The following is an 18,765-nucleotide window of genomic DNA, read 5'->3' on the forward strand; positions in this document are numbered from 1 at the left end:
TGACGCCGGCCGTCCGAAAGAGATGAAACACCATGAGCACAACCACCGCACCTGCCACGGAGACCCTGGACCCCTCGGACCTGATCAGTTTCGACTCGCTGCTGACCAGCGAGGAACTGGAGCTGCGCGCCCGCGTCCGCACTTTCGTGGATGAGGCTATCCGCCCCAACATTGCAGGATGGTTCGAGGCAGCACACTTCCCGCTGGAGATAGTCCCGGAAATGGGGAAGCTTGGCCTGCTGGGCATGCACCTGCACGGGTACGGCTGCGGCGGACGCTCGGCCGTGGAGTACGGACTGGCCGGGGCTGAACTGGAAGCCGGAGACTCCGGGCTGCGGACATTCGTCTCCGTCCAGGGGTCACTGGCCATGAGCGCGATCTCCAAGTGGGGTTCCGAGGAACAGAAGACCCGCTGGCTTCCAGGCATGGCCCGCGGCGAGGAAATCGGCTGCTTCGGCCTGACCGAGCCCACTGCCGGTTCGGACCCTTCAGCCATGAAAACCTTCGCCCGGCGCGACGGCGATGACTGGGTACTAAACGGCACCAAGCGCTGGATCGGCCTTGCCAACGTAGCCTCCGTGGCAGTCATCTGGGCACAGACCGAGGAGGGAATCCGGGGTTTTGTGGTTCCCACTGAAACTGCGGGCTACACCGCAACGCCGATTGAGCCCAAGCTGTCCATGCGAGCCAGCATCCAGTGCGAAATCGAGCTCAGCGACGTCCGCCTGCCCGCCGACGCGATGCTCCCCGGGGCACGCGGACTGCGCGGTCCGTTCTCCTGCCTCAACGAGGCACGCTACGGAATCATCTGGGGATCCATGGGCGCGGCACGGGATTCCTTCGAAGCTGCGCTGGCCTACTCCAAGGAGCGGCTGCAGTTCGACAAGCCCCTGGCCGGGTACCAGCTTACCCAGCAGAAGCTCGTGGATATGGCCCTGGAAATCAACAAGGGGTTCCTGCTTGCCCTGCATCTGGGCCGCCTGAAGGACGCGGGCACCCTGCAGAACCACCAGATCTCCGTGGGGAAACTGAACAACGTCCGCGAAGCCATCGCGATCGCCCGCGAAGCGCGGACGATCCTGGGCGGCAACGGCATCACCCTGGACTACTCGCCGCTGCGCCACGCGAACAACCTTGAATCGGTGCGCACCTACGAGGGCACGGACGAGGTACACACGCTCATCCTCGGCCAGCACCTCACCGGCGTCCCAGCCTTCCGCTAACCAGTCCGCACACCACACAGGAGAACCCCTTGGCCAACAACACACCTGCCGCAGCGCTCCGGCAGTTCATCGCCGGCAAATGGGAAGACGGCGAGGCCGCCCGGCTCAGTTCCGCCAATCCCGCCCGTCCGCAGGAAACCGTGGCGGAGGGGAACCAGGCGTCGGTGGAGCAGCTGAAGCAGGCGGTAGCTGCGGCTTCTGACGCGGCACGGTCCTGGGCAGCGGTGCCGATGCACGAACGCGGCGCCGTCCTGCTCCGTGCTGCCGCCCTGCTGGAGGGGTCAGCCGATGAACTCGGGCTGGAACTGGCACGTGAAGAAGGCAAGACCCTGGCTGAGGGCAGGGGAGAAGTGGCCCGCGCAGCGCAGATCCTGAGGTACTACGGGAACGAGGGAGACCGCAGTGCCGGAGAAATCTTCTCCTCTCCGAGACGCGGCGAACAGATCCTGGTAGTGCGCAAGCCGCTCGGCGTCATCGGCGTTGTCACCCCGTTCAATTTCCCCATCGCCATCCCCGCCTGGAAGATCGCTCCTGCCCTGGTGTACGGCAACACCGTGGTGTGGAAGCCTGCCAGCACCGTGCCGCTCCTGGCACAGCGGCTCGCCGAGGCCCTTGACGCAGCCGGTCTGCCCAAGGGTGTCCTGAACCTCGTGATCGGTCCGGGTGCCCTGGGAAGTGTACTGGTGGAACATCCCCTGCTGGACGGACTCACCTTCACCGGTTCCACCGGGGTGGGCCGGAAGCTCGCGGCGGCCGGCGCTGCACGGGGAGTCCCCGTGCAGGCGGAAATGGGCGGAAAGAATGCCGCCGTTGTCCTGGCCGGGGCAGATCTTGACCTGGCCGCAGAGCAGGTACTGTTCGGTGCGTTCCGGTCCACGGGGCAGAAATGCACGGCAACGTCGCGGCTGATCGTGGAGGAACAGGTCGCGGATGACCTGCTGGCCAGGCTGACCAGCAGGTTGGGGGAGTGGTCCACGGGGGACCCGGCCGACCCCTCAATCCACATGGGCCCACTGGTCAGCGCGTCAGCGGCAGCGGACGTGCGCAGGGGGATCGACGCCGCAGTTTCCGCCGGCGCCCGTGTTGCCTTCCAGGGTTCAATTCCCCGGGACGCCGGCGAAGACTCGGCGTTCGTGGCGCCAACCATCCTGGAACTGCCGGAGGGCTCCGAAGCGGACCGCAACCCGGCCTGGACTGAGGAGTTCTTCGGCCCGGTGCTGGCAGTCCGCCGGGCGGCCAGCACCGCCCAGGCTTTCGAATGGGCCAACCAGGGAGACTACGGCCTCTCCGCCGCGGTCTTCACTCAGGACGTCACCCGGGTGCTCGACGCCGTGGACGGCCTCGACGTCGGGATCCTCCACGTGAACTCCGAGTCCGCCGGTGCAGACCCGCACGTTCCGTTCGGCGGGGCGAAGAAGTCGGGGTACGGACCCAAGGAGCAGGGCCAGTCCGCCAGGGAGTTCTTCACCCACACCACCACCGTTTACCTCCGCGGGGGTACCCCCGGTTAGGACTTTTCGCCCCGGCAGGCGAACCGCCGGTTCTGCACCACCTTCACCAACGCTCTGCATCACACGCACCGCAACCAAAGGGGTAAGGGAATGGCTACATCGGAAGTCGGCGCCGCGAAAGCGGAACCGTCGCTGTTGAAGGTCCTGGGCAACTGGGACGTCCTGGCACTTGGATTCGGAGCCATGATCGGCTTTGGCTGGGTGGTGCTGACCGGGGACTGGATATCCTCCGCCGGAACCATGGGCGCCGTCCTGGCCATGGCGGCGGGCGGGCTGATCATGGCCGTCGTGGGGCTGACCTATGCAGAGCTCGTGGCGTCCATGCCCAAAGCAGGCGGCGAGCACAACTACCTGCTGCGGGGCATGGGGCCGCGCTGGTCGTTCATTGGGTCATGGGCCATCACCGGCGGTTACATCAGCATCGTTGCCTTTGAAGCCGTTGCCCTTCCCCGCACCGCCACCTACCTCTTCCCCAACCTCAACGCCGTGCCGCTGTGGGAGATAGCCGGGGACCAGGTGCACCTGACCTGGGCGCTGGTTGGCGTGATTGCCGCCGTCGTAATTACCGGCATCAACATTCTCGGCGTCAAGCAGGCGGGTATCGCGCAGACCTTCGTGGTCCTGCTGCTGCTCGTCATCGGCCTCATGCTGGTCTTTGGCTCCTTTACCGGCGGTTCCGCAGTGAACATGGAGCCGTTCTTCAGCGGCGGCCTGGGCGGATTCTTCGCCGTCCTGGTGGTGGTGCCGTTTATGTTCGTCGGCTTCGACGTGATTCCCCAGTCCGCAGAGGAAGCCAAAATCCCGCCCCGGCAGATTGGGCGCCTGGTAGTCATCGCCGTCGTGCTCGCCACCGTCTGGTACGTGGGTGCAATCCTCACGACCTCGTCCGCCATGCCCGCCTCAGAGCTGGCCGGAGCAGACATTGCGACGGCGGACGCCATGGGTGCGCTGTTCAACAGCGACACCATGGCCAAGGTCCTGATTGCCGGCGGTATAGCGGGCATCCTCACCTCGTGGAATTCCCTGCTTCTCGGAGCATCACGGCTGATGTACTCAATGGCCCGTTCCGGAATGCTGCCGGAGTGGTTTGGCCGCCTGCACCCGAAGTACCGCACCCCGGCCAACGCATTGCTGTTCATCGGCGGACTATCGGTCCTGGCACCGTTCTTTGGGCAGAACATGCTCGGCTGGCTGGTGGATTCGGGCTCACCCAGCATCGTGATCGCCTACGCGATGGTCTCCCTGGTGTTCGTCCTGCTGCGCCGCCGCGAACCAGGCATGGACCGGCCGCTGCGGATCGGAGGCCGGGGCAACGGCGGGCAGGTAATCGGGATCGCGGCGCTCATCCTGTGCCTGGGACTGCTTTCGCTCTACCTGCCCGGAATGCCCGCAGCCCTGGGCCTGGCGCCATGGGTGATGTTCGGCCTGTGGTGGATCCTGGGCATGGTTTTCCTGTTCCGGATTCCAGCCGGGATCCGTCCCGGGATCGGTGCCGAAGAGAACCTGCTGGAACGCCTGGCTGCCCGGAAGGGACGCTAGCGGCCGGCCCGGCTGTTGCCCGTGGACGGGCGCTAGGACCAGGCCACAACCAGCCTGGCAGCCTGCTGCGGGACGGTGACGTCGATTCCCGTCAGCTGCTCGAAGCGGTGCAGCCGGTTCATGAGGGTGTTGCGGTGGCAGAAGAGTTCCTCTGCTGACCGCGCCACGCTGCCGCTGGCCAGGTAGGAGCGGACGGCCTCGCTCAGCCGGGCCCTCTCCGCCGGGCCGCAGGAGGCCAGTGCGCTGTCGACATCGGGAACAACCGGAGCGCCGGTCTCCGCGAGGCGAAGCCGGGCGAGCCGGGCCCAGGCGTTGCTCATGGTCAGGGCCCCGGAGTCCTGTTCCCCTGCCAGGGACGCCAGGGTTCGTGCCGTCTGTGCTGCCGTCCGCACCCCTGCGAGCCCGGGTACCTGCTCCACCAGCCCGCACCGCAGGCTGCGGACCTGCGCGGTGGCTTCCTGGCGGGGACTTCCGGGGCGGTCGTCCGCCGCCCAGAAGGCGGTCAGCCCGTCAGGCATGGGGTGGGTGAAGAGGTCCGTTCCCCGGCGCGCGGCCGCAGCCACCACCAGATGCAGTGCGGGGGTGTTCTCGGTGGTCGTAGCTGCCACGACGAGGGTCGCGCCGGCCGCAACACCGAGTCCCTCGGCAATGCGGGAGAGTATTTCCGGGGGCGGAACAGCGGTACCGAACAAAGCGGCGACGTGTCCCTGACGCAGAGATGACGCTTCCTGGGCCATCCGCTGGCGTTCACGCATGTAGGTCGCCTGCGTCTGTGCAGCGTAGGAGTCCACCACCTCCCAGACAGTCTCGGCACGGTGGACCATAAGCTCCGCGTCGCTGCTGCCGGCCAGTGCGGTCAGCTCGCTCCATAGCACCGTGAAGTCCTGGCGGATCGCCGTCATGAGCGACTCCACCGGCAGTCCTGCCCGTGCCCGGGAAACTCCGACCTCCAGGGCAATGTCCTGCCGGGCAGCGACCAGCTCAGGACTGTCCTGGCCGCTGCGCAGGCTCTCGATCAGTGCTTCGAAGGATGCAGCGGCGGTACGCCGGATTTCACTGGCCGGCAGGGTGCCGTCACGGTAGTCCTCGAGCTGCAGGACCCGGTCCAGGAAGCAGTTTGTGAGGCGCTCTACACTCAGGCCGTCCAGGAGGGTGTTCCAGCGCTCAGACTCGGGCGTGTTAATACTGCGTTTCTGTGTGATTACCACGGCGCGAAAACCTCCATTTTTGGGCTTTCGCACATCCTAGCGGCCCAAACCCGCGCGATTTGTTACTCCCGCCACGTTAGGTTCCCTGACAAGCTTGGCTCGTTCCCGTCCGTTGGAGCGCAAAGCCGGTTCCTGCGGACTCCAGTTGACGCGGAGGCCCCCAATGGCACAGACAACGAACCTCGAGGTGGGTGCGGCACGCACCCTCACCGACAAGGAGGCCATGAAGGTCTCTGTCGGAGCCCTGATTGGTACCGCTATGGAGTGGTACGACTTCTTCCTTTTCAGCGCCGCTGCCGCACTCGTCTTCAACGTCCAGTACTTCTCCAACGAGAACGCAACTGCTGCAGCCCTGGCCTCCTTTGCAACCTTCGGCGTGGGTCTTGTGGCCCGCCCCATTGGCGGAATGATCTTCGGATCCATGGGAGACAAGATCGGCCGCCGGAAGACGCTCATGGTGACGATCGTGGGCATTGGAGTCATCACCGGCCTGATCGGCGCGCTGCCGACCTACGCTGCGATCGGAATAGCGGCACCGGTGCTGCTGGTCCTCCTGCGGATCGCGCAGGGCCTCTTCGTCGGCGGCGAATGGTCCGGGGCCATGACCATCGTCGTCGAGAACGCCCCGCTTGAACGCCGGGCACGCTACGCCGCGTTCCCGCAGATCGGTTCGCCCATCGGAACGATTCTTTCCTCCGGCGGCTTCTTCATCATGACGCTGATCTTCTCCCAGGAGAACTTCGACAGCTTCGGCTGGCGGATCCCCTTCCTGGCTGCGATCCCCATGCTCCTGGTCGCCGTCTACATCCGGAGCAAACTCGACGAGTCTCCGGTCTTCGCAGAACTGCTTGAACGCGGGCAGGTTGAAAAGACTCCGATCCGCACCACCCTGTCCGAATCCTGGCGGCAGATCTTCATCGGCATGGCAGCGGCGCTGCTGGGCGTCGGCGGCTTCTATCTCGTCACTGCATTCGTGGTCTACTACGGCGTGTCCATCCTGGGCTATTCCTCGCAGCTCATGCTGCTCGGCGGCATGGTGGCTGCCGTGGTTGAAATCCCGGTCCTGATTCTGGGCGGACGGCTCGGCGAGCGCTTCGGGGCCAGCCGCGTCATCCTTTACGGCGGAATCGGCTCTGCCGTCGCCGCTGTTCCGTCCTTCCTCCTGATTACCAGCGGCACCCCGGTGCTGGTGATCCTGGGCATGACACTGGCCGTAGCCACCCTTTCCCTGCCGTATGCCGCCAACGGGACCATTCTCACCGGCCTGTTCCCGGCCCGGACCCGGTACACGGGTGTTGGATTCGCCCAGAACACTGCAGGCATGGTCTCGGGGTTCATCCCGCTGGCGGCAACGGGAATGGTGGCCGCCGCGGCGGACCACTGGTGGCCCGCTGCCGCGCTGCTGGTTGGCCTGAGCCTGTTCACCGCGGCAGCGGGGATTCTCGCTCCGCGGCTGAGCGTTGACCTGCCCGGCTTCAAGCACTAGCACCACGAGGAGACCCGTATGACGTCCGCCGGCCACCTGATTGTCCGCCAGCTCGAAGCCCATGGAGTGCCCCGCATCTACACCGTGCCCGGTGAGAGTTTCCTTGATGTCCTGGACGGGCTTCATGACTCACCGATCGAAACCGTGGTCTGCAGGCATGAGGGAGGCGCGGGCTTTATGGCGCTCGCGGAGTCGAGGCTTACCGGTACCCCCGGCATAGCAATGGTCACGCGCGGCCCTGGGGCAGCGAACGCCATGATCGCCGTCCACACGGCCTGGCAGGACGCGACGGCGCTCGTCCTCTTCGTCGGTCTGGTCCCGGTCGCGGACCGGGGCCGGGACGCCTTCCAGGAATTCAGCCTGGAAGGATGGTTCTCCACCACGGCCAAGCGTGTGCTGGTGCTGGAAGATGAACTGCGGGCCGCCGAGGTGGTGGCAGACGCGATGCGCATTGCCTCGGCGGGACGCCCCGGCCCGGTCATCGTTGGCTTGCCGGAAGACGTCCTTGTGCGTACTGCCTCCGCCGGTACCGTTCCGCACCGGGGTCCGCAGCAGTCTGCTGCGGACCCCGGTGCACCGGCCATGCAGGAATTCACGGAACGACTGTCCGCCGCCGGCCGCCCGCTGATGATCGTGGGTGGAGACGGCTGGGCAGCCCGAGACAGCCATGAGCTGGCGAGGTGGGCGGCGGCCGCCCGGATTCCGGTGGCAGGGGATTGGCGGGCCTACGACGCCGTTTCGCACCAGTCGCCGGCCTTCGCAGGCTGGCTGGGGTACGGAAGGGCTGACACGCTGGCGCAGCGCCTGGACGAGGCGGATCTCCTGTTCTATGTGGGCTGTGCACGCACCGACGTGCCAAGCGACGGCTACACACGGGGCATGGAGACACCCACCGTCCTGGTACTGCCGGACCCTGAGGCTTCCGGCCACGCCGGAAGGATCGACCAGCACATCGCGGTGCAGCCGGCGTCCTTTGCGGCAGCGCTCCCGGACCCCGACGCGGTCTCCGGCGAACGGGACGGCACCTGGATGAAGGCGCTCGCCGCGGACCAGCAGCGTTTCTGCGCCCCGCGGGTCCCGGACATACAGAAGGACGCAGGCACCGGCGTCGACCTCGCTGCGGCTTTTGCGCTGCTGGACCAACGCCTTCCGCAGGACCGCGTCGTGACCTATGGCGCGGGAAACGCCACGATCTGGGGACACCGGTACCTGGCCCACAGCGGACCGGGCACCTTGGTGGGACCCCGCAACGGTGCGATGGGACTGGCCGTTCCGGCGGCCGTAGCCGCGTCGCTGGTCCATCCATCGCGTTGTGTCGTTGCCGTCTGCGGAGACGGGGATTTCCTGATGAACGCCCAGGAGCTGGCCGTGGCGGCAGCGCACGGGGCGGCGCCGCTTGTGATTGTGGTGGACAACGGCATCTACGGAACCATCGTGGCCCACCAGCAGAAGCACTATCCCGGCAGGCCTTCCGGAACCGCTATTCCCAACCCGGACTTTGCCGGCTGGATTGCCAATTTCGGCGGACACGGCGAGCGGGTGGAGAAGACCAGCGAGTTTGGCCCGGCGCTTGACCGGGCGCTGGAGAGCGGACGGCTGGCGCTGATCCATCTTGTGGTCGATCCGGGGCTGATGCCACCCGAGGCGTCCAACTCTGAGCAGAGCGCTTCTGCAGGAGGCCCGGCATGAAACTTGACCTGATCCTGCGCGGCGCAGACATTCTCACCCTGGAACCCAAACGTCCCTCGGCCCACGCCGTCGGAGTGCTCAACGGGCGTATCGCCGGATTCGATGAGGAACTCGAAGGCTGTACGGCGGAGCGGGACATCGACCTGGGCGGCGCTGTGGTGGTTCCCGGCTTTATTGATGCCCACTGCCACACCACCTGGTGGGGTCTGGGGCTCAGCGCCGTGGATTTGGAACAGGCGCGCGGCCTTGAGGAACTGTATGGGCTGATCGAGGAGGAGGCCCGGCGGCTGAAGGACAGCCCGGGCGCCTGGATCAAAGGCACCGGGTTCAACCACAAGCACCACGGCGGCGCCTATCCTGACATCCGCCGGCTGGATGAGATCACCGGAGACCACCCGCTGTACCTGCGTCACGTCTCCGGCCATCTTTCAATCACCAACTCGGCGACGCTGCGGCTGGCAGGGGTCTTCGAGCCCGGGTTCGAAAACCCCACGGGCGGAGCGGTGCAGCGCGGTGCCGGGGGCTACCCGAACGGGATCGTGGAGGAATCGGCGCAGCAGCTGCTGCAGAACCTGCTCCTGCCGTACCCGGTCGAGGAGATCATCGAGGCACTGGACGCGGCCACCACCCGGTATGCGATGGCGGGAATCACCAGCTTTACCGAAGCCGGGGTGGGAGGAGGATGGATTGGCCACAGCCCGGTTGAACTCCAGGCCTACCTGCAGGCCCGGCTGGCCGGAAAGCTGCACGCCCGCGCCCAGCTGATGCCGGCCCTAGACTCGCTGCATCCGATTACATCGAACGCCGGCGACATGCACGGCACGGGAACCGGCAGGGGCCTGGACCTCGGAGCAGGCGCCGGCTTCGGCGATGACTGGATATCCCTGGGGCCGGTCAAGGTGTTCATGGACGGTTCCCTGCTGGGAGCCACCGCAGCGGTCACCGAGGACTACTGCGGACACCACCACACCAGCGGCTACCTGCTGGATGCCCCCGACACCTACCGGGAACGGGTCGATGCAGCGTACCGCGCAGGCTGGCCGATTGCGCTGCACGCCATTGGCGACGCCGCAATTGACCTGGCCACGGAGATCATCCTCAGCTGCCAGGAAAAGTACGGCCGCAACGCGCTGCCGAATCGGATCGAGCACTACGGCATCGCCCGGCCGGACCAGCTGGAACCGGTCGCAGCAGCAGGGATCGCCGTGACACCGCAGGCAGCCTTCATCGGCCCGCTGGGCGACCAGTTCGCACAGATGGTCGGTCCCGAACGTGAGGGCTGGCTCTACCGCGGAAGGTCCCTGGTAGACGCAGGAATCCTGGTAGCGGGGAGCTCCGACCTGCCCGTTGCAGACAACAACGTGCTGCGGGCACTGCAGTCCTGCGTGGACCGGCGCACGGAAGGCGGCAGGATCCTGGGCGGACCCGAAGAATGCCTGACCCCTGAGGAAGCGCTGCGCAGCTACACCGAATGGGCTGCCCGCGCCACAGGCGCCCTCGCAGACAAAGGAACCCTCCGCCGCGGAAAACTCGCGGACTTCGCTGTCCTCTCCGGATCACCGCTGACCGCACCGGACATTTCGGAGCTCTCCGTGCTGGCTACAGTCGCAGGCGGGGAATTCACCTACAACCAGCTGGCAGCGTGGGACGGGTCCGTCCCGTCCCCGGCCAACCGACGTACAGGAGCACAGGCATGAGCACTTCCCCCGGGTCCGCGCAGGAAACAGGGTCCTTTCTCGCCGACTTCAGGTCCATGAGCACTTTCGGAGCTACTGCCGGGGGAGGCGTGGACCGGCAGGCCGGAACGGCAGCCGACGGGCAGGTGCGGAACTGGTTCCGGGGGCTGCTTGAAGGGCACGGCTTCGAGGTCCGCTACGACGCGGTTGGAAACCAGTTCGCCGTTCTGGAACTCGTGCCGGGAGCGCCGTGCATCGCCGTCGGATCCCACCTGGACTCCCAGCCGCTGGGCGGAAAGTACGACGGCGCGTACGGTGTCCTTGCCGGGGCCCACGCGGCGATCCGGCTGCTGGAGAAGGTGCGCCGCGGGGAACTCGACGCCCAGTTCAACATCGCAGTGGTGAACTGGTTCAACGAGGAAGGATGCCGGTTCAAGCCCTCCATGATGGGAAGCGCGGTCTTCACCGGGAAGCTGCCGCTTGGGCAGGTCCTTGCCACCACCGACCCCTCGGGCACCACAGTGCAGGAAGCGCTTGAAAGCATAGGGACCATCGGGGACTTTGAAGTTGACCTGGCAGCGTACCTGGAAATCCACATCGAACAGGGCCGCTCCCTCGAAGATGCAGGCCTGACCATTGGACTCGTGGAGTCCACCTGGGGTGCGAACAAGTATGAGTTCATCGTGCATGGCGAGCAGGCCCACACCGGGGCCACCGTCATTGCGGACCGGCACGATGCACTGCTCGGTGCCAGTGCACTGGTAATGGCAGCCAGGGAAATCGCGGATACCTTCAGCACTGCCGAGCATGCCGTCATCACCTCCTGCGGTGAGTTCACCGTGTTCCCGAACTCTCCCGTAGTGGTGGCGAGCAGGGTCAATCTCCTGGTGGACATCCGCAGCACGGACCCTGACGTACTGGCTGCGGCCGACGCCGAACTGCACAGGCGGGTGGCGGCGATCGAGAAAAGCGCATCCGTGCGGATCGAACGCGGCGCCGAGCATGTCTGGGCCGCCAAGGCCTACGACCAGGCCGGGATGGAGCTTGCCGGAGCCTGTGCGCAGGAACTGGGCCTTCCCCACGGAACTGTCCGGACTCTGGCCGGCCATGATTCCACCAACCTCAAGGACGTGGTGCCGACCATCATGCTCTTCGTTCCCAGTGTCGAAGGAATCTCCCACAACGAGAAGGAACTGACCAGCGATGAGGACATGCTGGCCGGCCTGGATCTCCTGACGGAGCTGCTGGGCCGGGTCGCGGCCGGAGGGTTCGTCTCCCGGAGCTAGCCCTCCCGCACCGGTGGCAGCCGCCGGGTGGACGCTGTCCGGTGGCAGCTGCCCGCCTGCCCGGCCGGGCTGCCATCCGGGTGCGGTACCGTGAAATGGAACCCGTACCGCACCCTGGAGGCCTCCGCAGCATGACCAGTTCCGTCTTTCTGTGCGGCGGCACCGCCTGGGACGGCGACGGTGCATTCCTGCGCCTGGCCGAACCCGGGGGAGCAGCAGCGTTCCTCCGCCTCGCCCCGGGAACGGAGCTGCGTTTCAGGAACCGTTCCGAAGCCCGGCGCTACTGCCTGGGCTATGAACTGGTCCGGGAAGACGGCCGCACATCCCACCCCTGTCCTGACCAGGCCTGCGCCGAACGCGGCTACCAGTGCCGGCGCTGCTTCTTCCAGGACGAGGGAAGGCTGGTTCACAACAGCCACCGCGGAGGTGACCTGCCGGCCGGACTTCGCAGCTTCCTTGCCCGCCCGCAGTGGCTCTACATCGCCACGTTTGCGGACGGCACCACGAAGGTCGGCACCGCAGCGGACCGGCGGAAGGTCCTGCGGCTGACCGAGCAGGGTGCCCTGGCCGCCCAGTATGTGGCCCGCGCAGACAACGGAATCCGCGTCCGGGTCCTGGAAGACACTCTCTCCTCGGCACTGGGACTTACCCAGGCGGTGCGTTCCGGCCACAAGTGCGCTGCCCTGTCCGCGCCGCTGCCCTCCGCGACCCTCGAGGCCATCAACGCCGGCCACGCCGACGCCGCCCGCACCGTGCTGTTTGATCTTGGACAGGACGGTTTTGAAGTGGTGAAGGAATCCTGGGGCCGTCCCCGGGAGTTCGATGCAGTGCTGCAGAACCACGGGGCGGGGGTGTATCCCCTTCAGCTCACGGCGGGAGAACACGGGCTGGTTCTGCGCGGCGTACTCGGCAGCACGGCGCTCGCAGGCACGGACGACGCCGGGCTCAACTTCCTCGCCGATCTCACCTCGCTGAAGGGGCAGCGGCTGGAACTGGGCGACTATTCGACCAGTCTTCCGGCCCTCCAGGAGCCGCTCTTCTGACCTGTGGTTCCCCTACGCCTGGCTTGGCCGTTTCGGCGGGTCAGGTGCCCCGACTGTATTCTGAAGCCATGCTTAACACCCCCTGGGAAACCGGTTCTCCGCTCTACCGCCGCCTGGTTGTCATCGCCCTGTCGGTGACGGGCGCGGGAATCCTGATGGTCCTTCTGGGAGCCGTGACCAACCAGCAGATCATCATGTACCTGGCGCTGCCGGTGATCGTCGTGGGCATGAGCGCACACCTGAGCGGTATGGTGGTGCGAGCCCGCGACGCCAAACGCCGGATGAAGGACAACCAATGAGCATCAACACTGAATTGCAGGGCCGCCGGTACCCGGCCACTGAGCCGTACCAGGTGGGCCGGGAGAAGATCCGTGAGTTCGCCCTGGCCGTGAAAGCGACCCACCCCGCACACTTCGACACCACGGCGGCGGAAAAGCTCGGCTACTCCGACGTCGTTGCTCCGCCGACCTTTGCGATCATTGTGGCGCAGCGCGCCGACGCGCAGCTGATCAATGATCCCGAAGCCCGCATCGACTTTTCCCGTGTGGTCCACGCTGACCAGCGGTTCACCCACCACCGGCCGATTGTGGCCGGAGATGAGCTTCTTGCGGAGCTCCACGTGGACAGCATCCGGGCGATGGGCGACGGCGCACTCATCACCACCCGCGCCGAAATAACCACCGTCGAGGGAGAAAAAGTCGCCACCACTCTCTCATCCATTCTCGTCCGCGGAGAGGGCCAGTAACCGTGTCCATTGCACTCAGCGAACTTGTTGCCGGCCAGGAAATAGGCCGCACCACTGTTGAAATCAGCCGGGCGGACCTGGTCCGCTACGCCGGTGCTTCCGGAGACTTCAACCCGATCCACTGGAACGAACGGTTTGCCCGGTCCGTTGAGCTGCCCGGCGTCATTGCACACGGCATGTTCACCATGGGTGCCGCCGTCCAGCTGGTCACCGACTGGATCGGGGATCCAGGGGCCGTCCTGGACTACCAGACCCGCTTTACCCGGCCCGTCACCGTGGAGGACGTCGATGACGCGCCCGGTGCCGTCGTCGAAATCACCGGCACCGTGGGCGCCCTGGACCCCGACAACTCAACCGCGCGGATCGACCTGACGGTCACGTTCAACGGTCAGAAGGTGCTGGTCAAAGCACAGGCGGTTGTACGGGCCTGGTGAGCGCGCTGACCTCGATGCAGCTTGCATCGCTAACTACCTCACGGGTGGGCGGACCTGCCCGCCGCTACCTTAACGCTGAGACCCCGGATGAGCTCATCTCCATGGTCCGGGCAGCCGATGAAGCATCCGAACCGCTGCTGATTGTCGGCGGAGGATCAAACCTCCTTATTTCCGACGCGGGCTTCGACGGCGCCGTTGTACACGTGGGTAACCGCGGCATTGAGTTCCGGACCGGAGAAGGCGGCACCGCCGTCGTTGATGTCCAGGCCGGACATCCCTGGGACGAGCTGGTGGCGACTACCGTTGCTGAAGGCTACTCAGGCTTGGAGGCTCTCTCCGGAATACCGGGGCTGGCGGGTGCGACGCCGGTGCAGAACGTGGGTGCCTACGGGTCCGACGTCTCGCACAGCATCGTCTCCGTGCTGGCCTGGGACCGGCACGCCCGGGAGCGGCGGCGTTTTGGTGCCGCCGAGCTGGAGTTCGGGTACCGGGATTCACTGCTCAAGCGCACCACGGTTAACGGCTCGCCGCGCTACGTAGTCCTGTCCGTTCAGTTCGCCCTGGCCCGGGGAAGTGCCAGCGCGCCGGTGCGGTACGCCGAACTCGCCCGGGCACTTGGCGTCGAAGTGGGAGAGAGCGCCGACACCGCCGACGTCCGGCGTGAAGTGCTCCGCCTGCGGGCCGGGAAGGGCATGGTCCTGAACCCGGAGGACCCTGACACTTTCAGCACCGGATCGTTTTTCACCAACCCAATCCTTCCCGCCCCGGATGCCGACCGGCTGCCTGCAGACGCTCCGCGCTATCCGGTTGCCGAACCGGGGATGGTCAAGCTCAGCGCTGCCTGGCTGATTGAGCATGCCGGGTTTACCAAGGGCTTCGGACTTCCCGGAACAGCAGGTGCCGGCCTCGCCGGAGGCCGGGCTTCACTGTCTTCAAAGCACACCCTTGCAGTCACCAACCGCGGGTCGGCCTCGGCAGAGGACCTGCTGGCCGTGGCACGGGCGGTGGCCGACGGCGTCGAGCAGGCTTTTGGAATCCGGCTCCGGCCGGAGCCGCTGCTGATCAACTGCGCGCTGTAGCAGCCGCCTAACCACCGAGATTACAGAAACTGCCCGTTTGGAGCTCCAAACGGGCAGTTTCTGTAATTTCGGGGTGTCCGGATACGGGCAGGATTGTGCTTAGGGATTCTAATACTTAGAATCTTTAACTATGAGTTTCGATGAGTCCCTGCAACTGTCCCGGCAGCTGCGCCCCATGCTGCCCCGGCTCTACCACCTCAGCCGCCGCCGCATCCCGGGCTGGGACCTGACGGGCTCCCAGTCCTCGGCTATGGCCACGCTCGTAGACAGAGGTCCGCTGCGCATGGGAGAGCTCGCGGCCCTCGAAGGCGTTCAGCTGCCCTCGGCCACCTCCGTGGTGAACGGCCTCGTCAAACTGGGTCTGGTGGAACGTCGGGCCGACCCCGCTGACCGGCGGGCCGTCGTCATTGACCTGACCGCGAAGGGCCGCCGCCAGGTGGACCAGCTCGTGGAGCGCCGCAACCATTCTTTTGCGCTGCTGCTGGAACGGCTTCCGGCCCAGGACCGCAGGCTGCTTCAGGACGCGTTGCCGGCTGTTGAACGGCTCCTGTCCATGGGGCCTGCCCCCGAAAACACCCCGGATCCCGAGGCCCGAAATACTGGCGCCCCCGCCGCCGACTAAAAAGACATTCTCCGAAAGGCACCACAACCAATGAGTAAAGCTGCAGCCGTGCGGGAGGCTCCCGCACATCCACGGCTCGCGGATGCGCTGCGCGGACAGCCGAAAACTGTCTGGGTCACGGCATTCGCCGCAGTAATCGCGTTTATGGGCATTGGCCTGGTTGACCCGATTCTGAACACCATCACCGAGGACCTGGGTGCGTCCCCCACGGGAACCACCCTCCTTTTCGGCTCCTACCTGGGCGTCCAGGTCCTCGCCATGCTGCTGACCGGCGTGATGTCCTACCGCTTCGGCGCCAAGCGCACGCTTGTGGCCGGGCTTGTGCTCATTGTGCTCGCTGCCGGGGCCTGCTCTCTGGCGAACAGCATTGAGACACTCGTGTGGCTGAGGGCAGTCTGGGGGCTGGGCAACGCCTTCTTCATCGCCACGGCACTCTCTGTCATCGTTGGCGCCGCAGCCGGCGGACAGGTCGGAGCCATCTTGCTGTATGAGGCAGCACTGGGTGTCGGCCTCGCTGTAGGGCCGCTTCTGGGCGCTGCCCTGGGCTCCATCTCCTGGCGCGGTCCGTTCGCCGGAACGGCCGTGCTGATGGCCATCGGCGTGATCCTGTGCTCAGCCATGCTGGCCAAGGACAAAGGCAGGACGCAGCGGCAGAAAATCCGCCTGGTGGATCCCCTCCTGGCGCTGCGGAACCGGAACCTGGTGATGACATCCCTCGGTTCGGCGTTCTACACCGCGGCATTCTTCTCGATTATTGCCTGGTCGCCGTTTGTGCTGGAAGAAGGTGCCTTCTTCGTTGGCTTTGTCTTCTTCGGCTGGGGCCTGTGCGTGGCGGTCTCATCAGTGATGCTGGCACCGAAGGTGGCCGGCTGGTTCGGTGAGCGCGGGGGAGCGGTGATTACGGTGCTCATCTACGCACTGGTGCTGCTGGGCATGGCTGCCGGAAACAAGACCGTGGTGGTGATCGGGATCGTTGTCTCAGGCATCTTCTCCGGCATCCTGAACACCCTTTTCACCGGCACCGCGATGAGCTCGGGTACGGGACCGCGGGCGGTGAACAGCGCCGGCTACAACTTCCTGCGCTGGTTCGGCGGAGCTGTCTCGGCCATCCTGGTGGGCCACATCGCGCAGTGGCTGGGTATGCGCGCACCGTTCTGGGTCGGAGCCATCTGCTGTGCCGTAGCTGCGGGACTGCTGCTCCTGAGCGGCGGTGCCGGCGATCCGGATCCGCACGCGGTACCGGAGGAAGCTGCGGCCGTCGGCGCCGACTAGCGCGCCGCCGTGGGGACGTCCGTCCCCCCAACCAGCGAGAGGCCACTTACGGCTCTTTCCGGGCGTGAAAAGAGCCGTAAGTGGCCTCTCGATAAGGGGAAGCTGGAACCTAGAGGTTGCCGGTCGCGATGCGCAGCATCCGGCGCAGCGGCTCGGCTGCACCCCAGAGCAGCTGGTCGCCGATGGTGAACGCGCTGATGTACTCCGGGCCCATTTCGAGCTTGCGGATACGGCCCACGGGGATATCCAGCGTGCCGGTCACGGCCACGGGGGTGAGCTGCTCCATGGTGGCTTCCTTGGTATTCGGAACCACCTTGGCCCACTCGTTGTCTGCGTCGATGATCCGCTCGATCTCTGCGACGGACAGATCCTCGGTGAGCTTCAGGGTCAGTGCCTGGGAATGTGAGCGCATGGCGCCGATACGGACGCAGAGACCGTCGAAGGGGATGCGGGCCGCGTCAACGGTGTGGCGGCCGAGGATCTTGTTGGTCTCCGCGCCGCCCTTCCACTCTTCCTTGGACTGCCCGTTGCCCAGGTCGGCATCGATCCACGGGATCACGGAGCCGGCCAGCGGTACGCCGAACTGGGAGGAATCCATGGACGGATCCTTCTGCTGGGCCAGCACTGCGCGGTCGATTTCCAGGATGGCCGACGCCGGATCGGCCAGGTTCGAAGCCACGGCGGAGTTCAGCGCGCCGAACTGGTTGAGCAGTTCGCGCATGTGCCGGGCGCCGCCGCCGGAGGCTGCCTGGTAGGTCATGGACGTGCCCCACTCAACGAGGCCGTTGCGGAACAATCCGCCCAGGCCCATGAGCATGCAGGACACGGTGCAGTTGCCGCCCACGAAGTTCTTCACGCCGCGGGCCAGGCCGGCGTCGATGACGTCCCGGTTGACCGGGTCCAGCACGATGATGGCGCTGTCATCCATGCGCAGCGTCGACGCAGCATCGATCCACAGGCCGTCCCAGCCGGCGTCGCGCAGCTTGGGGTAGACCTCGGAGGTGTAGTCGCCGCCCTGGGTGGTGACAATAATCGGCAGCTTGGCCAGCGTCTCAATGTCATAGGCGTCCTGCAGGGCGCCGGCACCTTCAGCGAAGGACGGCGCTGCGCCGCCCGCGTTGGAGGTTGAGAAGAAGACGGGGTTGATCAGGTCGAAATCGCCTTCGTCCTGCATGCGCTGCATCAGGACGGAACCGACCATGCCCCGCCAGCCGACGAAGCCCGCGGTGGGAACAGAAGAAGCTGCTGAAGTCATGCCTTCAGTCTAGGGCAGCCGCTCTCAGCCGTCCTGCTCGGTTACGTTCCGGTTCCGTGTCCACAGTGCGAACCGGTACTGCAGGCCGTTCGCGGACGTGTACCAGTCCTGGGCAGGGCTGACGCCGCTGAACGTCCAGTCTGACCCAAGGTGAGGGGCATAGCTGTCGCCCTCGGTCTCGGTATTGATCACTGTGACAACCGCAATGTCTGCCAGCGGTTCGGCCGCGGCATACACCTGCGATCCTCCAACGACCCAGATTCGGCTGCTGCCCTCACTGCCTTCAGCGGCTTCCAGCGCAGCTTCCAGGGACGGCACGACGACGGCGCCCGTCGGTTCCAGCTCGGCGGCCAGGCCCTCGCGGGAGGAGATCACGATGTTCTTGCGGCCAGGCAGTGGCCGGAACGCCTCCGGGAAGGACTCCCAGGTGCGCCGGCCCATGATGACGGGGTGGCCAAGCGTGCTGGCTTTGAAATGGGCAAGGTCCTCCGGCAGGTGCCAGGGCATACCGCCGTCCTTGCCGATCACGCCGTCGGTGGTCTGCGCCCAGATCATTCCAACGAGCGGCACGCCGGTGTTCCCGTAGCCCCGGGCTGCCAGGGCGTCGTCGAGTTCCAGCCCCTCTTCGCCGGCGCGGCCGACGGGGTAATAGCGGGTTGAATCTGCGAACCTGTTCGATTCAGTCAAGACGGGTGCC

At 66.0% G+C, this 18,765-nt stretch carries 17 protein-coding genes; 14 read left to right on the plus strand and 3 right to left on the minus strand.

What is annotated here, in order from left to right; translation table 11 throughout:
• Window positions 1-32: 32 nt before the first annotated feature.
• The 3 genes from FYJ28_RS03745 (at window position 33) to FYJ28_RS03755 (ending at window position 4,273) form a co-directional block, all read left to right on the plus strand.
• On the plus strand, window positions 33-1,223 hold the full coding sequence (locus FYJ28_RS03745) for an acyl-CoA dehydrogenase family protein (RefSeq protein ID WP_055239287.1): 1,191 nt from the start codon (window positions 33-35) through the stop codon (window positions 1,221-1,223).
• Between the two features lie 29 nt (window positions 1,224-1,252).
• Window positions 1,253-2,734: an aldehyde dehydrogenase family protein gene (locus FYJ28_RS03750; protein ID WP_154578353.1), complete on the plus strand. Its 1,482-nt coding sequence runs from the start codon at window positions 1,253-1,255 to the stop codon at window positions 2,732-2,734.
• 90 nt (window positions 2,735-2,824) lie between these two features.
• Window positions 2,825-4,273 carry an APC family permease gene (locus FYJ28_RS03755; RefSeq protein WP_055239289.1) on the plus strand — a complete coding sequence of 483 codons (1,449 nt, stop codon included), beginning with the start codon at window positions 2,825-2,827 and terminating at the stop codon, window positions 4,271-4,273.
• A gap of 32 nt (window positions 4,274-4,305) precedes the next feature.
• On the opposite strand, the gene FYJ28_RS17610 is transcribed toward FYJ28_RS03755, so the two are convergent.
• The gene (locus FYJ28_RS17610; protein WP_055239290.1) at window positions 4,306-5,481 is read right to left on the minus strand and encodes a PucR family transcriptional regulator; all 1,176 of its coding nucleotides are present in this window, start codon (window positions 5,479-5,481) and stop codon (window positions 4,306-4,308) included.
• 163 nt (window positions 5,482-5,644) lie between these two features.
• On the opposite strand from FYJ28_RS17610, the gene FYJ28_RS03765 reads away from it, so the two are divergent.
• From FYJ28_RS03765 to FYJ28_RS03815, 11 genes are all read left to right on the plus strand, one after another.
• Window positions 5,645-6,967 carry an MFS transporter gene (locus FYJ28_RS03765; protein WP_055239291.1) on the plus strand — a complete coding sequence of 441 codons (1,323 nt, stop codon included), beginning with the start codon at window positions 5,645-5,647 and terminating at the stop codon, window positions 6,965-6,967.
• Between the two features lie 18 nt (window positions 6,968-6,985).
• Entirely contained in the window at window positions 6,986-8,656 is a 1,671-nt protein-coding gene (locus FYJ28_RS03770; protein WP_154578354.1) for a thiamine pyrophosphate-dependent enzyme, read from the plus strand.
• Window positions 8,653-10,353: an amidohydrolase gene (locus FYJ28_RS03775; RefSeq protein ID WP_154578355.1), complete on the plus strand. Its 1,701-nt coding sequence runs from the start codon at window positions 8,653-8,655 to the stop codon at window positions 10,351-10,353. Before FYJ28_RS03770 ends, FYJ28_RS03775 begins: the two co-directional genes overlap by 4 nt.
• On the plus strand, window positions 10,350-11,618 hold the full coding sequence (locus FYJ28_RS03780) for a M20 family metallo-hydrolase (RefSeq protein ID WP_154578356.1): 1,269 nt from the start codon (window positions 10,350-10,352) through the stop codon (window positions 11,616-11,618). Before FYJ28_RS03775 ends, FYJ28_RS03780 begins: the two co-directional genes overlap by 4 nt.
• A gap of 131 nt (window positions 11,619-11,749) precedes the next feature.
• Complete coding sequence (locus FYJ28_RS03785; protein WP_154578357.1) at window positions 11,750-12,661, plus strand: DUF2797 domain-containing protein; 912 nt, start codon at window positions 11,750-11,752, stop codon at window positions 12,659-12,661.
• A gap of 68 nt (window positions 12,662-12,729) precedes the next feature.
• On the plus strand, window positions 12,730-12,960 hold the full coding sequence (locus tag FYJ28_RS03790) for a hypothetical protein (protein WP_055239296.1): 231 nt from the start codon (window positions 12,730-12,732) through the stop codon (window positions 12,958-12,960).
• Window positions 12,957-13,406, plus strand: a complete 450-nt coding sequence (locus FYJ28_RS03795) for an FAS1-like dehydratase domain-containing protein (RefSeq protein WP_055239297.1) — start codon at window positions 12,957-12,959, stop codon at window positions 13,404-13,406. The genes FYJ28_RS03790 and FYJ28_RS03795 overlap by 4 nt, the downstream gene beginning before the upstream one ends.
• Window positions 13,407-13,408: 2 nt before the next feature.
• The gene (locus tag FYJ28_RS03800; RefSeq protein ID WP_055239298.1) at window positions 13,409-13,840 is read left to right on the plus strand and encodes a MaoC family dehydratase; all 432 of its coding nucleotides are present in this window, start codon (window positions 13,409-13,411) and stop codon (window positions 13,838-13,840) included.
• 5 nt (window positions 13,841-13,845) lie between these two features.
• Window positions 13,846-14,919 (plus strand): UDP-N-acetylmuramate dehydrogenase, encoded by a 1,074-nt coding sequence (locus FYJ28_RS03805; protein WP_055239730.1) that lies wholly within the window; start codon window positions 13,846-13,848, stop codon window positions 14,917-14,919.
• 130 nt (window positions 14,920-15,049) lie between these two features.
• The gene (locus FYJ28_RS03810) at window positions 15,050-15,541 is read left to right on the plus strand and encodes a MarR family winged helix-turn-helix transcriptional regulator (protein ID WP_154578358.1); all 492 of its coding nucleotides are present in this window, start codon (window positions 15,050-15,052) and stop codon (window positions 15,539-15,541) included.
• Window positions 15,542-15,571: 30 nt separating this feature from the next.
• Window positions 15,572-16,813, plus strand: coding sequence for an MFS transporter (locus FYJ28_RS03815; RefSeq protein WP_154578359.1), 1,242 nt, complete (start codon window positions 15,572-15,574; stop codon window positions 16,811-16,813).
• A gap of 109 nt (window positions 16,814-16,922) precedes the next feature.
• Here FYJ28_RS03815 and asd read toward each other — a convergent pair whose 3' ends face one another.
• Window positions 16,923-18,068, minus strand: a complete 1,146-nt coding sequence (gene asd / locus FYJ28_RS03820; RefSeq protein WP_055239301.1) for an aspartate-semialdehyde dehydrogenase — start codon at window positions 18,066-18,068, stop codon at window positions 16,923-16,925.
• 24 nt (window positions 18,069-18,092) lie between these two features.
• Window positions 18,093-18,755, minus strand: a complete 663-nt coding sequence (locus FYJ28_RS03825; RefSeq protein WP_229780212.1) for a dihydrofolate reductase — start codon at window positions 18,753-18,755, stop codon at window positions 18,093-18,095.
• Between the last annotated feature and the right edge of the window lie 10 nt (window positions 18,756-18,765).

This window comes from Arthrobacter sp. BL-252-APC-1A, assembly GCF_009696625.1.
Classification (GTDB): domain Bacteria; phylum Actinomycetota; class Actinomycetes; order Actinomycetales; family Micrococcaceae; genus Arthrobacter_B.

What these genes read in the sequence shown, in the direction of transcription:
- FYJ28_RS03765 (WP_055239291.1), top strand. Translation starts at nt 5,645, where the DNA reads ATGGCACAGACAACGAACCTCGAGGTGGGTGCGGCACGCACCCTCACC.
- FYJ28_RS03775 (WP_154578355.1), top strand. Translation starts at nt 8,653, where the DNA reads ATGAAACTTGACCTGATCCTGCGCGGCGCAGACATTCTCACCCTGGAA.
- FYJ28_RS03790 (WP_055239296.1), top strand. Translation starts at nt 12,730, where the DNA reads ATGCTTAACACCCCCTGGGAAACCGGTTCTCCGCTCTACCGCCGCCTG.
- FYJ28_RS03755 (WP_055239289.1), top strand. Translation starts at nt 2,825, where the DNA reads ATGGCTACATCGGAAGTCGGCGCCGCGAAAGCGGAACCGTCGCTGTTG.
- FYJ28_RS03745 (WP_055239287.1), top strand. Translation starts at nt 33, where the DNA reads ATGAGCACAACCACCGCACCTGCCACGGAGACCCTGGACCCCTCGGAC.
- FYJ28_RS03810 (WP_154578358.1), top strand. Translation starts at nt 15,050, where the DNA reads ATGAGTTTCGATGAGTCCCTGCAACTGTCCCGGCAGCTGCGCCCCATG.
- FYJ28_RS03780 (WP_154578356.1), top strand. Translation starts at nt 10,350, where the DNA reads ATGAGCACTTCCCCCGGGTCCGCGCAGGAAACAGGGTCCTTTCTCGCC.
- FYJ28_RS03770 (WP_154578354.1), top strand. Translation starts at nt 6,986, where the DNA reads ATGACGTCCGCCGGCCACCTGATTGTCCGCCAGCTCGAAGCCCATGGA.
- asd (WP_055239301.1), bottom strand. Translation starts at nt 18,068, where the DNA reads ATGACTTCAGCAGCTTCTTCTGTTCCCACCGCGGGCTTCGTCGGCTGG.
- FYJ28_RS03785 (WP_154578357.1), top strand. Translation starts at nt 11,750, where the DNA reads ATGACCAGTTCCGTCTTTCTGTGCGGCGGCACCGCCTGGGACGGCGAC.
- FYJ28_RS03815 (WP_154578359.1), top strand. Translation starts at nt 15,572, where the DNA reads ATGAGTAAAGCTGCAGCCGTGCGGGAGGCTCCCGCACATCCACGGCTC.
- FYJ28_RS03795 (WP_055239297.1), top strand. Translation starts at nt 12,957, where the DNA reads ATGAGCATCAACACTGAATTGCAGGGCCGCCGGTACCCGGCCACTGAG.